Genomic DNA, 14,780 nt, shown 5'->3' with positions numbered 1-14,780 from the left:
CTTAAATGTATCTTGCTAAAAAATAATCTTCTATTTTTAATTTTTCCAACTCTTCAATGAGTTTTTTTCTTATAAGTTTTTTCGTTTTTATAAAGATATATCCATTTTCCATATCTATCTTGTCTGCAAGTTCTAAGTCTATTTTACACGAACCAGGCACTCTTAAATAGTAAATTCCTTGAAAGTTTTCATTTTTATTTTCAAGTGCTTCTGTGTCCAGTGTATAATTTTCTTGTCCAAGGCTTAAAAGATCTTGCAAAACTGCATTTGCTGTTGGAAACATTCCTGCTCCCTTTCCTTTAATACTTAATTCTTCAAAATATTTGCCGTATATTTTTACCAAGTTTTTTGCATCTTCCAAATTATAGAAATCATTTTTTTCGTCTATTAAACATGGCTCTAAAATGGCAACATACGAATTTTCCCTAAATTCGCTATAGGCAATATGGCGAATTTTTAAATTTTTTGCTTTTGCTCTTTCTATATCCTCTTTTTTTATTTTTTCTATGCCAAAAATTTCTATGTCTTCCTCTTTTACCAGAGATTTACTTAAGCTTATTAGTAATGCTAGTTTTCTTCCACCGTCAAATCCCAAAACGTCATCTGATGGATCTTTTTCTGAATAGCCTAAGTCCTGTGCATTTTTTAAACTTTGGGAATAATCTAAGTTTTTTTCCGCCATCCTATCTAAGATATAGTTGCCTGTTCCGTTTAATACGCCTTCAATTTTTGTAATTTCATTTATTTTTCTTAAGCTTTTTAATTCTCTTAATATGGGGATGGCTCCTCCTACTGCTCCTTCAAATAAAAATGATACTTTATTTTTTTCTGCCAGGTTTATATATTCTTCTAAGTGTTTTGCTACTAGAGCTTTATTTGTACTTATTATATTTTTTCCCATACTTAAGGCTTTTTTTATGTAGTTGTGGGCTTCTTCCATTGCTCCCGTTACTTCTACTATTGTGTCTATTTCTTTGTCTTCTAAAATTTCCTGATAGTTATAGGTGAAAACATTTTTTATTTCTTCTTGGGGTTTTTTATTTTCTTTTAAAAGAATTTTTTTTACTATGATTTTTTCTTCTGTGTTTTCAGAGTTTTCAAATTTTTCTTTTATTATTTTGTAAACTCCTTTTCCCACTGTTCCATAGCCTAATATTGCAATTTTTCTCATATTTTTTCCTTTTTATTTTTACATTTTCTATATAATATCATAATTTTGATTTTTATTTTATTCTTTATTTAAGTGAAAAAAAAGACTTATTTTTTATAAGTCTTCTTTTTCATTTTCATTTTTATAAAAATCTACTATGTCTGTGAAAATGTCCCACATTTCATCTACTGCTTCTTTATTTTGAGATGAAAAGGCGATTATATTATCCCTGTTTTTTATTTCAAGTTTTTTTCCTATTATGCTTATTTGTTTATGAAATTGACCTTTTGAAATTTTATCGGATTTTGTTGCTATTACAATTCCCGTATAGCCGCAGGAAAGAATGTAATCGTACATTTCTTTATCTTGTTTTGTAGGTTCGTGGCGAATGTCCACAAGTAAAATTACTTCCAACAAATTTTTTCTGTTATCAAGGTAGGTATTTATTACATGGGCCCATGAATTTTTTTCTGCCTTTGATACTTTTGCGTAACCGTAGCCTGGAAGGTCTACAAGTCTTAAAAGATCATCTGCCCTGTAAAAATTTACCGTTCTTGTCTTTCCCGGTGTGGATGATGTTCTTGCAAGATTTTTTCTTCCTAACATTGCATTTATAAAAGATGATTTTCCTACATTACTTCTTCCAGCAAAGGCAAGCTCCGGCAAATCTTCTGGTGGATATTGGGATACTTTTACTGCTACTTTTTCAAGATCTGATTTTTTTATAATCATATTTCCTCCAAGGCAAGTTCTATAACTTGATCCATTGATGAAAGAGGAACTATTTCTAAAAGATCTTTTACCTTATCGTCTATTTCTTTTAAATCTCTTTCGTTATCTTTTGGTATTAAGACTTTTTTTATTCCCATTCTTTGGGCTGCTAAAAGTTTTTCTTTTAAGCCTCCTATGGGTAAAATTCTTCCCCTTAAAGTTATTTCTCCTGTCATTGCCACATCTCTTTTTACTGGCCTTAATGTTAAAGCTGATATTATTGATGTTGCTATGGTAATTCCTGCGGACGGCCCGTCTTTTGGCACTGCTCCTTCAGGAACGTGAATATGAATATCCATTTCAGATCTGAAATTTTCATTCACATTGAATTTTTTTGTGTTTGCTCCTATATATGAAATTGCAGCTTGTGCTGATTCTTTCATGACATTTCCAAGGGAGCCAGTTAAAATAATTTGTCCCTTTCCTGGCATAACTGCAGTTTCTATTGTTAAAGTTACTCCACCTATACTTGTCCACGCCAGTCCATTTACAGTTCCTATTTGATTTTTTTTGTCCAAGAGGTCAAATAAAAATTTCTTTTCTCCTAAATATTCCGGCAAATTAGTTTTTGTTACTGATATTTTTTCTTCTTCCCCTTCTACTATTTTAAGGGCTGCCCTTCTTGCTATTTTTGATATTTCTTTTTCAAGACTTCTTACGCCAGCTTCTCTTGTGTAATAATTTATTATTTCTTTTATGGCACCGTCAGATAGGGCAAAATTCTTTTTATTTAAACCATTTTCTTTTATTTGTCTTGGCAAAAGATATTTTTTTCCAATGTTAAATTTTTCATCAGGTGTATAGCCTTCAAGGTTTATTATTTCCATTCTGTCAAGAAGAGGTGATGGTATTGTAGATGTGGTATTTGCCGTTGTTATGAAAAATACTTCGCTTAAATCAAAGGGAAGCTCCATAAAGTGGTCGGTAAAAGTTTTATTTTGGGCAGGGTCTAATACTTCAAGAAGTCCCGATGCAGGATCTCCCCTATAATTATTTCCAACCTTGTCTATTTCATCCATTAAGAAGACTGGATTTTTTTCCTTGGCCTGTTTCATTAAACTTATTACTCTTCCAGGAAGAGCACCTACATAAGTCCTTCTATGGCCTCTTATTTCTGCTTCATCAGTTACTCCACCAAGGCTCATTCTTACAAATTTTTTGTTGAGGGCGTGAGCTATAGATGATGCAATAGAAGTCTTTCCTACTCCCGGCGGACCTACTAAACAAAGTATCGGTCCTTTTGTGTCTTTTGAAAGTTTTCTAACTGCAATAAATTCAAGAATTCTTTCTTTTACACTTTTTAAGCCGTAGTGTTCTTTATTTAATATTTGTCTTGCTTTTTTTAAGTCAATATTTTCTTCCTTTGAGTCTTCCCAGGGCAAGTCTAAAATCCAATCAAGATAATTTAAAATCACTCCATATTCAGGAGATTGGGAATTCATTTGAGAAAGTTTTTCTACTTCCTTAAGACCCTTTTCCAAGACTTCTTTAGGCAATTTTTTATTTTTTAATTTTTTTTCGTAACTTAAAGGCTCTTCTTCTTCTCCAAGTTCTTTTTTTATAACTTCCAGTTGTTCTTTTAAATAGTAATCTCTTTGAACTTTATCCATTTGAGATTTTACTTGAGAATCTATTTTTCTTTCAATTCTTAAAAGTTCTATTTCTTTTTTTAATATTTCGTGAAATTTTTTAAGCCTTTGGTAAACATCTATTGTTTCAAGAATTTTTTGATAATCTTCAAGTTTTAAGTTTACATAGCCTGCTGCTGTATCTACTAAAGTTGATGGAGTTGACTCGTCTACTATTGATTGAAAAAGTCCCGGTATCAATTTATTGTCAAGTTCACTGTAATTATTCAGATCTTCCTCTACAAGTCTTATAGCAGCTTCTACTTCTATGCTTTCTTCTTTTTGATCTTCTTCTTCGTATTCTGTAATTTCCGCTTCAAGATAATTGTCATGTTCAATTATTTTTTCAATTTTTCCCCTTTTTAATCCTTCAATCAAAATTCTAATTGTGCCGCCGGGGATTCTTAATATTTGTTTTACTGCGGCAACTGTTCCATATTTATATAAATCTTTTTCTTTAGGCTCAACTATTAATTCATTTTTTTGTGCCGTCAGAAAAATATTTGAATTGTTTAGTTCTGCTTGTTCTATTGAACCTATGGATTTATTTCTTCCACAGTCAAAATGGGTAACCATACCCGGGAATACTACAATTCCCCTTAATGGAATCATAGGTAAAATGTTTTTTTTCATAATATCACCATCTTAAAAAAAGGCTCACTTTAGTGGGCCTATTTTGAAGAATCTTTTAATTCTTTTTTCTCTTTTAATATAATCTCTACAGGTTCTTTTCCTTCTACAGCTTCTTTTGTAACTATTACTTGACTTATGTCTTCTCTACTGGGTATTTCAAACATTATATCAAGCATGGTTTTTTCTATTACACCCCTAAGCCCTCTGGCTCCCGATTTTCTTTTTATTGAAAGGTTTGCAATATATCTTAGGGCTTCTTTTGTGAAACTCAATTTTACATTATCAAGTCTTAATAGTTCTTGATATTGTTTTACAAGAGCATTTTTTGGAGCTTGTAAAATTTCAACAAGGGCATCTTCGTCAAGCTCTTCCAAGGTTACAGTAACAGGAAGTCTTCCTATTAATTCAGGTATAAGTCCAAACTTCATCAAATCTTCCGTTTGTAAGTTTTCTAAAATCTTTGAATCTCTTTCATCTTTTGATTTTATTTGACTTCCAAAACCTATGGAATTTTTTCCGATTCTTTGGGAAATAATTGAATCAATATTGTCAAAAGCTCCTCCAACTATAAAGAGGATGTTACTTGTGTCTATTTGGATAAATTCCTGACTTGGATGTTTTCTTCCCCCTTGGGGAGGAACATTTGCAAGAGTTCCTTCTATAATTTTTAATAGAGCTTGTTGAACTCCTTCTCCTGAAACGTCTCTTGTAATTGATACATTTTCAGATTTTCTTGCAATTTTATCTATTTCGTCAATATATACAATTCCTCTTTCAGCTGCTTCAATATCATAATCTGCCGCTTGAATTAATTTTAAAAGTATATTTTCAACATCTTCTCCTACATAGCCCGCTTCCGTTAAAGAAGTTGCATCTGCAATGGCAAAGGGGACATGAAGAATTTTAGCTAAAGTTTGTGCAAGAAGGGTCTTACCGCTTCCGGTGGGCCCTACTAACAAAATATTGCTCTTTTGAAGCTCAACTTCAGAACTTTTTTTGCTGTGCATAATTCTTTTATAGTGATTGTAAACAGCTACACTTAAAGTTCTTTTTGCAGCATCTTGCCTTATTACATAAGAATCTAATATATCTTTAATTTCTTTTGGTGTGGGAAGAGTAAAATCTTTTGAAACATCTTTTTTTAATTCTTCCTCTTCAAGAATATCTTGGCAAAGGTCTATACATTCATTGCAAATATAGACATTAGGTCCTGCAATAAGTCTTTTTACCTGATTTTGAGTTTTGCCACAAAAGGAACATCTTAGTATTTCATCATTAGACATTTTATATTTATTCTCTTTCCTTAATAACTTTATCTATTAAACCGTATTCTTTAGCTTCTTCAGCTGATAAGAAATGGTCTCTATCCGTATCTCTTTCAATTTTTTCTAAAGGTTGTCCTGTTTCTTGTGCCAAAATTTTATTGATACGTTCTCTAATTTCAATAATTTTTTCAGCGTGTATTAAAATATCTGACGCTTGTCCTTGTGCTCCTCCAAGAGGTTGATGAATCATTATTTCAGAGTTTGGAAGAGCAATTCTCTTTCCTTTTTTCCCTGCTGCCAGTAAAAAAGCTCCCATTGATGCAGCCATTCCAAGGCATATTGTTGAAACATCCGGTTTTATATAATTCATTGTGTCAAAGATTGCAAAACCTGCACTTACTGAACCTCCGGGGGAATTAATATAAATTTGAATGTCCTTTGTGGGATCTTCAGACTCTAAAAATAAAAGTTGAGCAACTACAAGATCCGCTGTAATGTCATTAATTTCTCCTGTTATGAAAATTATTCTGTCTTTTAAAAGTCTTGAATAAATATCATAAGCTCTTTCTCCACGATTTGTCTGTTCAATAACAGTAGGTACTAATGCCATATTCCACCTCTTTCTTCACTTTCATAAGTGATAATATCTTTTTTCTTTTCTCTTTTATTTTTCAGAAGTTTCTTCTTTCTTAGTTTCTTTTTTAGTTTCTGATTTTTTTGTAGTCTTTTTAGCCTTTGGTTTTTCTTCTTTTATTTTTTCAGATTTTTTTTCTTCAGTTTCTTTTTTTTCTACAAATTTACATTCTTCTACTAATTTTTCAACAGCACGTCTTGCTAAAAGATCATTTTTAACAGCTTCTTTGTTGTGTTCAAGCATAATATGCTTCATTTCTTTTTTCTTTTCTTCGTCTTTGCTGAAATATGTTTCAAGAACTTGGTCCACTTCTTTTTCTATTTCTTCGTCACTTACTTCAAAACCTTCTTTTTTAACAATGGCATCAAGAGTAAGTCTTTCAATAACATTCTCTTTTGCTTGAGGTTTTAAATTTTCTTTAAAATCTTTTAAATTTGTTCCAAGCATTCCTAAATATTGATCAAGTTTTAAGCCTTGAGCCCCTAAGTTTTGATTGTAAGAGTTTACCATATTTTCAATTTCATCTTCAATCATTCCCTTTGGAACTTCAACTTGAACTTTTGATGCAAGAGTCTTTAAAGCACGAGCTTTTTTCTCAGCTTCTGTTCTTTCTTTAAATTCTTTTTCTCTTTTTTCTCTTAAATCTTTTTTGTATTCATCAACAGTATCAAAGTCTGAAATATCTTTTATAAATTCATCATCAACTTCAGGAAGTTCTTCAAGAGAAATTGAATTTAACTTTGTTTTGAAAGTTGCTTCTTTCCCTGCAAGTTCCTTTGCATGATAATCTTCTGGAAAACTTGCAACTACATCAAACTCATCCCCTATATTCTTTCCTATAATTTGATCTTCAAAACCTGGAATAAAAGTGTTGCTGCCAAGTTCAAGATCTTGATTTCCAGCTTTTCCGCCTTCAAATTCTACTCCGTCAATGCTTCCTGTAAAGTTGATGTTAACTTTATCTCCCTTTTGAGCTGGTCTGTTATCAACATTTACAATTCTTGCATTCATTCTTCTTTGATTTTCAAGGTCATTGTTTATAAGTTCATCAGTTACTTGATAGTTTACTTCTTCAACTTCCATTCCCTTATAATCAGGAAGTTCTATTTCAGGTTTTACATCAACACTTATGTGAGCAAGAAGGTCTTTTCCTTCTTCAACTTTATCAAAATCAACTTCAGGGCTATCTACTACTTCTAAGTTTAATTCCTTTACAGCTTCTTCATATTTTTTAGGAAGCAAATCATTTACAGCATCTTCAAGGAAAATTCCCTTTCCGTAAAATTGTTCGATTATTCTTAAAGGTGCATGACCCTTTCTAAAACCTGGAATTTGAATTGAAGATTTATTTTTCTTATATACTTCCAATTCTTGTTTTTTAAGTTCCTCTGCACTAATTTCAATATCAAAATATACTTTATTATTTTCTTTTTTGAGTATTTCAGTCATATTATCCTCCTTAACGTCTTAAATATTATAACATAGACAAATATTTTTAAAAATTATTTATTTAAAGCCTGAATTATTTTCCCAAGCTCTTCTTCTGTGAGGGTTACTCCCTTGCCCATAGACTTATGGTCCGGGCTCCATTCTCTTATATCATATTTAGCAGGTCTTCCATTGTAGCTTACAAGGTTTAATTCTTTTGTCCATCCCTTGTTGTTTTCTGATAGGACTACAATTTTTTCTTCAATGTTAAAAGTAAAATCAGCCATTTTGTTTCCTCCAAATTTATATAAACTTTAAATTATTGACCGTCTTTAACCATTTTTTCAAGGCTTACTGCCAAATCTCCTGTAAAGTTGTCAATAATAATATTGTTTATTTTTTCAACAGCTTCTTTTGCAGAAATCTCTAAATTTACTCCATCTCTTCTCTTTGAAAATTCCACTATGGAGTCTTTGGCTTTTTTACCTACTGTGATTCTTAAAGGTATTCCTATTAAATCTCTGTCTTTAAATTTAACTCCGGCTCTTTCATCTCTATCATCAAGAATAACTTCATAGCCTAAGTTTTCAACAGCTCCATAGATTTTTTCTCCAAGTTCCATTTGATCCTTATCCTTAGGATTTATAACAGTTACTATTACTTGATAAGGGGCAACTGAAAGAGGCCAAATAATTCCGTTTTCATCATGATATTGTTCAATTATAGCGGAGATACTTCTCGTAACTCCCACTCCATAAGAACCCATATAAAAGTTTTGGCTTTTTCCATTTTCATCAAGGTAGGTTACATTTAAAGCCTCAGAGTATTTTGTTCCAAGTTGGAAGATATTTCCAACTTCAATTCCTCTGGCAAACTCATATTTTTCATTTGTTCCAGGAATTATATCTCCTTCTTTAACCATTAAAAGGTCATCTGCTATTTGTCCTTGAAAATCTCTTTTGTAATTGGCATTTATATAGTGTTTGTCTTTTTCATTTGCTCCAACTACTAAATTGGCAATTTTTGTAACGCTTTTATCTATAATTACTTGACCTTTAAGATTTATAGGACCTGTAAATCCTGGGTAGGTTCCACATGATTTTATAGTTTCTTCATCCATTACTTCTATTTCATGTTCAGCAACATTTAAAAATTCAGAAAGTTTTTCAAAATTCAGTTCTCTATCCCCTGGGATAAATACGAAAACAGGTTTTCCACTTATTAAAAGGTCAATAGCCTTTAAGCACTTATTTTTTTCAACTTTTAATAGTTTTGAAACCATATCTATACTTGTTGTATCTTTTGTTTCAACCTTTTCCAAATCTTTAGGCTCTGAATCATCTGTGAAAGTATAATTAACAGGAGCTTTTTCATCTGAATAAGCAATTTGAGAAGTTTTTGAATATCCAATTCTACCTTCTCCCGTTTCTGAAAGAGCAATAAATTCATGAGATTTATTTCCTCCCATAGGACCGTTTTGACCTTCTACAACTTTATATTCAAGTTCCAGTCTGTCAAAAATTCTTTCATAGGCACGGTACATTATCATATAAGCTTTTTCCATGGATTCTTTATCCACATCAAAGCTGTAAGCATCTTTCATAATAAATTCACGAGCTCTATTTATGCCAAACCTTGGTCTTTTTTCATCTCTATATTTAGTTTGAATTTGATATAAATTTAAGGGAAGTTGCTTATAAGAATTAACCTCTCCTTTTATAAGTTCAGTAAAATATTCTTCTGCAGTAGGTCCAAGACAAAAATCTCTTCCATTTCTATCTTTAAGTTTAAACATTTCCGGTCCGTATTTTTCCCAGCGTCCTGACTCTTGCCAAATTTCTGCTGGTTGAACTGCAGACATTAAAATTTCTTGAGCCCCGGATTTGTCCATCTCTTCTCTTACAATCTGTTCAATTTTTCTAACAACTCTATATCCTAAAGGAAGATAGGTATAAATTCCGGATGTGGCTTTTCTAATCATACCACTTCTTAAAAGAAGTTTATGAGATTCAACTTCCGCATCTGAAGGTACTTCTCTAAGAGTTGGCATATATAATTTAGTTAACTTCATTTTTCCTCCATCTTAATGACAGTTATTGAACAGATAGGCTATCTGTTCATAATCATTGCTATTATATAATTACAAGTCCTGCCTTGCAAGGAATATTTAATTGAAGAAATATTATTTTGTAAAAAAATAAAAACCCTCAAAGGGTTTTTACTTTTAAAACTTTTTAACAGATTGTCCTTCAAGAATTCTTGCAGGAAGCATAACATTTTCGCTATCGCTTTCTCCTTTGATTTCTTTTAAAATAGACCTTATGGCAACAGCGCCTATATCATAGTATGGAACTTTTACAGCAGTAAGTTTAGGCCTGTGAATTGTTGTAATGTAAGAGCCACCATAAGCTGTTACAGAAACATCTTTCGGCACATTTATGCCCCTGTCACTTAAATAGTTGGAAACATGAATTGCAATTTCATCTTGGCTGCAAATAAGAGCTGATAACTTTTCCTTTTTTATCTTTTCAACAATATTTTCTATTTCATTTTCAATATCATTTTCTTTGATTCCATTAAGCTCAATAATATTTTCCTTTAAAGAATTTTCTCCAAGGGCTTTTTTGTAACCTTCAACCTTATATTTTTCTTCAGTTCTGTCAAAATCTTTTCTAACAATTAAACAAGCAATGTTTTTATGGCCCTTTTCAATTAAATATTTAGTCATATCATAAGTTGCCTTTTTATTATTTATGCCAACGGAATAATGTTCATCAATATTATAAAATCTATTAAGAACAATGTAAGGTTTTTTAGATTCTTCTAACTTATATAAAAGTTTGTTATTTAAAGTATCTGAAATTACAATAATGCCTTCAACTTGTTTTTGAAGAAGAAGTTTTGCAAATTTAACCTCAATTTGTCCGTCACCATAGGAACTTGAAAGAATAATATCGTAATTATACATACGACCTATTTCTTCAACCCCTCTTAAAATTTGTGCAACATAATTTGAGCCTATATCGCTTACAATTACGCCAATTAAGTTTGATTTTTTAGTAACAAGACTTCTGGCAACTTCATTTGGCTTATAATCAAGAACTTCTATCGCATGAAGAACTCTTTTTTTAGCTTCGGGACTTACAGGCTTTGACTCATTTATAACTCTTGAAACTGTAGAAATCGAAACATCAGCCATCTTTGCAACATCTTTAATTGTAGACGCCATAATTTACCTCCTATGCTTGTACAATTAAATTTAGAGCCTTTTCCAAAATTTTAAAATTCATAGGAAGAGAGCCGGATTTTTCTCCATCTAAATCTATAACTACATCCTTATCATCACAAGAAAATTCTATTTCCTTGGTCTTTATATAAATAATTTTATCATGACCCACATGATCTCCCGTTAAAATTGCAGGAGCTATTTCAAGAATATCAAAAGCCGTAGGTTCTTTAATGAGAATTACATCAAGGTATCCATCATTTACCTTTGCCTCAGGAGCTATTTTTTTAAAGCCCCCTACAGAGGTGGTGTTGGCAATTAAAAAACAAAATAAATTTTCAGTGCCCTTATATTCTTTACAATTTATGTTAATTTTAAGAAACTTATCCTTTTCAAAATTAAGTTGAAACATTTTCTTAAGACCTTCAAGATAATAAGCCATACGTCCTAAAACTGCTTTTTGATCATCCTGAACGCTATAGGCAACTTCCGTAAGAATTCCTCCAGCAGCAACATTTGCAAAAATCCTGTCTCCCGCCAGACCTACATCAACTTTTTTAGTTTTGAAATTTTTAAGCATTTTATAAAATTTTTCCGGATCTTCAGGTAGCTTAAAATAATTTGCAAAATCATTTACAGTTCCTGCCTGTAAAATTGCAAGAGGCACCTCAGATTTTGATTTAACCAAGCCGTTTACAACTTCGTTTAAAGTTCCGTCCCCTCCACAGGCAATTATTAAATCTTCTCCATTATAATTTTTTGCAAAGCGAGAACCGTCACCTCTTTTATGAGTAAACAAAAGATTTATATCCCATTCATCCTTACTCATAAGTCTTACAAGTTCAACTATTTTATCTAAAGCCTGTTCTCTTCCAGAAAGAGGATTGGCAATTATTTTTACTTTTCTAAATTTTTTTTCTTCTTTTCCCATATTTTCCTCCAAATTTATTATACATAAGAAATACTTTAATTAAAATAAAAAATATAATTTTTTATTAATAATTATAAAATAAATGTAAATTTTTACTTTTATTTTTTATGGTCTAAGTAAAAAATTTTATTTTAGACATAAAAAAATCCACTGAAGTTTTTTTCAATGGATTTTACTTTTTATTTTATATTTTATCTTTGTCCCAGTTCATGATCAAAGATGTATAGACCGCCCCAGTTTCCGTTTATTCTTTCAAACTTTTCTACTATTCCTCTAAAGTTATCTTCTTCTTCGATTTGTTCTTTTATAAACCAATCTAAAAGTCCCATTACTTCAAAGTTCAATTCTCCGTGAGCATCTTTATATATATCTCTTATTCTTCTGGTTACTTCTTGTTCATGAGCATAAGCTTTTTTAAATACGTCTGCTATATCTTCATAATTTTTTTCCGGTTTTGGTATTTCTTTATATTCTACCGGATAGTCAACTTCTACTAAAAAGTTATACAATTTTCTTGCATGTTCGTATTCTTCATGGGCTTGTTTATCCATAAAGTGTGCAAATCCGTCCATGCCAAGTCTTTTTAAATAGTTTGACATTGCTAAATAGATGTAACCTGATTCAAGTTCAAAATTAAATTGTTCATTAACTTTTTCAAATATTTTTTCCATGTTTTATTTTATCCTCCCTTATTATTAAATTGGACAAAAAATTTCATAGACACTGTATATTTCTATATCTTCCATGGTGATATTCTTTATGGCTTTTGGTATATCTTTTGTTTTTAATACAAGACTTATACCGTTATATTTAAAAGTTACTGAGTCAAAGTAGTCGCAACTTTTTTTGTTAAAGATATCCATAAGTTTTTCTCTGTTTGTTTCCATATCACCTATGAGAAAAAATATATTTTTTTTGGCATTTATTTCATCAATGTCAATTTTATTAATTAGTTGTGTCCTTGTCATTTTAATCCATCCTTTATGTTATTTATTTACCCTTAAAGTTTTTTAATAAACATAAAAGATTTTTATTTTTATTTTATTTTTACTCCATCCATTTCTACATTTCCATTACCTTCAAAGATTAAGTCTATATATTTTATTTTATCGATATTTATTTTAGGATTTTTCTTTTTTATATCTTCCATGGGAACTTTTACTGTTTCGAGAGAGGATGTGTAGGTATAATTGTCCCTTAAAGTTTCAATTTTTGTCATTTGTACTTTATATGGTTCTTTTAATTTTTTATAATCTTCCAATGATATTACTCCCGTTTCCCCGTAGTTATCTCTTATATTTAAAGATATTTTTATGTTTTTGTCTTTTTTAAGATCTATGGAAAAATAATTTTCCATTTTTAAATTTTCTTGAGGTAAAAATTCAAGGAGGCCTTTTTCATTAAAATTTAAACTTAATAGGGTCTCTTGGTGATCTTCTACTAAGTCATAATTTTTTTCTCTTATTTTTGTAAAGCCTGTGTATCTTAATTTTGAATTTTTAAGGCTGCCTGTGTTTATATTATTGTCTTCTTCAAAATCCATAAGGATTTTTTCATTTCCTTCTGAATACATTTGATAATATGTGCCATCAGGATAGGCTGTTTGAGATTTTTCTATGTCATAAAAGATGTTTTGATCATAATCTTTGTTTAGGCTTTTATTTACAAAGTTTTCTATTAGGATGGAGGTTATTTTTCTTTGGTCCTCCCCTTTAAAAAGGTTTGATTTTTCCAAATAAAGTCCTTCTATATAATCTGTGTCCATATCTTTCCATCTGGTATTAAAGTTTCCGTGGTTTGCTCCTCCTATATAGATTGCGGCTTTAAATAGGTTTTCGTCTGTGTTTTTTATTTCTCTATATAGGGCCAATTCTTCAAAAGTGTCTAAGTCATAATCATTTGTTCCATGAAGGACCAGGTAATTTATATTTTGTAGGGCTAAGTTTTTGTTTGTGGGTTTATATTGTCCATAGGTTGCAGCCAAGTTTATGAGCCCTTTTATTTTAAAGTTGTAGTCCAATTTTCTTGTAGCATCTTCTGGATTTTTTCCATAATTATTAAAATAGCAGGCAAGACTTGCAGCTTCTCCCCCTCTTGAGTGACCTCCTAGGAATATTTCTTTTTTTATTTTGTTTTTAAATTCCGATTCTTCCAAGATATACTTTATATTTTCAAGACCCAAGATTGCTCTTGCGTCATTTTCATCTGAAAGGCTGAAATAGTCAAGACCGTTTAATATGTTCATGTCTACTGACACCAGTCCTATTCCTCTTTTTGATAGGTATCTTCCCAAGTAATCGTATCCTAAGTGGGATTTTTCCGTTGCCCTGTGATTTCCATGAAATATAAAGACTATGGCATTTTCTCTATTATTATCTGGAAGGTAAATTCTTCCTTTTATGGGAGTTTTTATAAGTTGATCTCCCAATATTTTATCTCTTACTTTTTTTGTTCTGCCGGTGTAATGAACATAGGGAATGAGGTTTACTTGACCTCCTTGATAGTCTTTTTCTATTACTGAATATTTTTCCGGGCTTTCTGGACCTTTTTTATAATTTTCTATCTTCCCTTCAAATTTTGAAAACCCTGGAGTAAATAAAAAGTATAAAATTAAAATCATAGGCATGGCAGAAATTATAAAGCTTATAAAAAAGCCGATTTTTTTATTTTTTATTAAGCTTATTAAAGATTTTGAAAAGAGAAAAAATAAAAGGATTACTAAAAAAATTATTAAATAATTTTGAAGGTCTGTAAATTCTTCCATTCCCGGCATATCATATATGAGTTTATAGCTTGCGTAACTTGTAGCTGAAAATAATATTATATTTTTGCTTTTTATTTTTTTTATGTAAATTATAGGAAATTCGAGTAAATACAAAATAATTCTCACTAAAGAAAATATAAAAGCGAAGGCTATTAAAAAGCCCAGATATTTATTATTTAAAAGGTCTTGCAGATAATATGATGATGCTAAGGTTAAAACTGCTGCTAAAATAAAAGCTCCTATTTCTATAGCCCCGTCAGTATTTCCCAATTTTTTATAAAAAAATAATTTTATTTTACTATGGATTTTTTGAATCAATAATTTAATTTTCATAAAATAATAGACCTTGA

The 14,780-nt window shown here is 30.6% G+C and carries 13 protein-coding genes; all 13 read right to left on the bottom strand.

Going from position 1 to position 14,780, the window contains the following annotated elements; translation table 11 throughout:
• Position 1: 1 nt before the first annotated feature.
• A complete protein-coding gene (locus J2S72_RS07535; protein WP_307495262.1) occupies positions 2-1,171 on the bottom strand; it encodes a homoserine dehydrogenase in 1,170 nt (389 codons plus the stop codon).
• A 93-nt stretch (positions 1,172-1,264) separates the two neighbouring features.
• Positions 1,265-1,882, bottom strand: coding sequence for a ribosome biogenesis GTP-binding protein YihA/YsxC (gene yihA, locus J2S72_RS07530; protein ID WP_023055971.1), 618 nt, complete (start codon positions 1,880-1,882; stop codon positions 1,265-1,267).
• Positions 1,879-4,182, bottom strand: a complete 2,304-nt coding sequence (gene lon / locus J2S72_RS07525; RefSeq protein ID WP_307495261.1) for an endopeptidase La — start codon at positions 4,180-4,182, stop codon at positions 1,879-1,881. The genes yihA and lon overlap by 4 nt, the downstream gene beginning before the upstream one ends.
• A gap of 38 nt (positions 4,183-4,220) precedes the next feature.
• Complete coding sequence (gene clpX / locus J2S72_RS07520) at positions 4,221-5,465, bottom strand: ATP-dependent Clp protease ATP-binding subunit ClpX (protein WP_023055931.1); 1,245 nt, start codon at positions 5,463-5,465, stop codon at positions 4,221-4,223.
• 7 nt (positions 5,466-5,472) lie between these two features.
• A complete protein-coding gene (gene clpP / locus J2S72_RS07515; protein WP_307495260.1) occupies positions 5,473-6,057 on the bottom strand; it encodes an ATP-dependent Clp endopeptidase proteolytic subunit ClpP in 585 nt (194 codons plus the stop codon).
• 54 nt (positions 6,058-6,111) lie between these two features.
• A complete protein-coding gene (gene tig, locus J2S72_RS07510; protein ID WP_023055972.1) occupies positions 6,112-7,530 on the bottom strand; it encodes a trigger factor in 1,419 nt (472 codons plus the stop codon).
• A gap of 53 nt (positions 7,531-7,583) precedes the next feature.
• Positions 7,584-7,796, bottom strand: a complete 213-nt coding sequence (locus J2S72_RS07505; protein ID WP_023055987.1) for a YdbC family protein — start codon at positions 7,794-7,796, stop codon at positions 7,584-7,586.
• Positions 7,797-7,828: 32 nt separating this feature from the next.
• Positions 7,829-9,580: a proline--tRNA ligase gene (locus J2S72_RS07500; protein ID WP_023055949.1), complete on the bottom strand. Its 1,752-nt coding sequence runs from the start codon at positions 9,578-9,580 to the stop codon at positions 7,829-7,831.
• A gap of 153 nt (positions 9,581-9,733) precedes the next feature.
• Positions 9,734-10,738, bottom strand: coding sequence for a LacI family DNA-binding transcriptional regulator (locus tag J2S72_RS07495; RefSeq protein ID WP_023055908.1), 1,005 nt, complete (start codon positions 10,736-10,738; stop codon positions 9,734-9,736).
• 10 nt (positions 10,739-10,748) lie between these two features.
• Positions 10,749-11,666: a diacylglycerol/lipid kinase family protein gene (locus tag J2S72_RS07490; protein WP_023055989.1), complete on the bottom strand. Its 918-nt coding sequence runs from the start codon at positions 11,664-11,666 to the stop codon at positions 10,749-10,751.
• A 191-nt stretch (positions 11,667-11,857) separates the two neighbouring features.
• A complete protein-coding gene (locus tag J2S72_RS07485) occupies positions 11,858-12,337 on the bottom strand; it encodes a ferritin (protein WP_023055899.1) in 480 nt (159 codons plus the stop codon).
• A gap of 24 nt (positions 12,338-12,361) precedes the next feature.
• Positions 12,362-12,634, bottom strand: coding sequence for a hypothetical protein (locus tag J2S72_RS07480; protein WP_023055894.1), 273 nt, complete (start codon positions 12,632-12,634; stop codon positions 12,362-12,364).
• Between the two features lie 68 nt (positions 12,635-12,702).
• Positions 12,703-14,763, bottom strand: a complete 2,061-nt coding sequence (locus J2S72_RS07475) for an alpha/beta hydrolase family protein (protein ID WP_023055927.1) — start codon at positions 14,761-14,763, stop codon at positions 12,703-12,705.
• Positions 14,764-14,780: the final 17 nt, after the last annotated feature.

It is taken from the genome of Peptoniphilus koenoeneniae (genome assembly GCF_030812875.1).
GTDB classification, from domain to species: domain Bacteria; phylum Bacillota; class Clostridia; order Tissierellales; family Peptoniphilaceae; genus Peptoniphilus_B; species Peptoniphilus_B koenoeneniae.
Note: the sequence above shows the minus strand (reverse complement) of the source record. Positions and strands in the feature narration are given on the sequence as shown.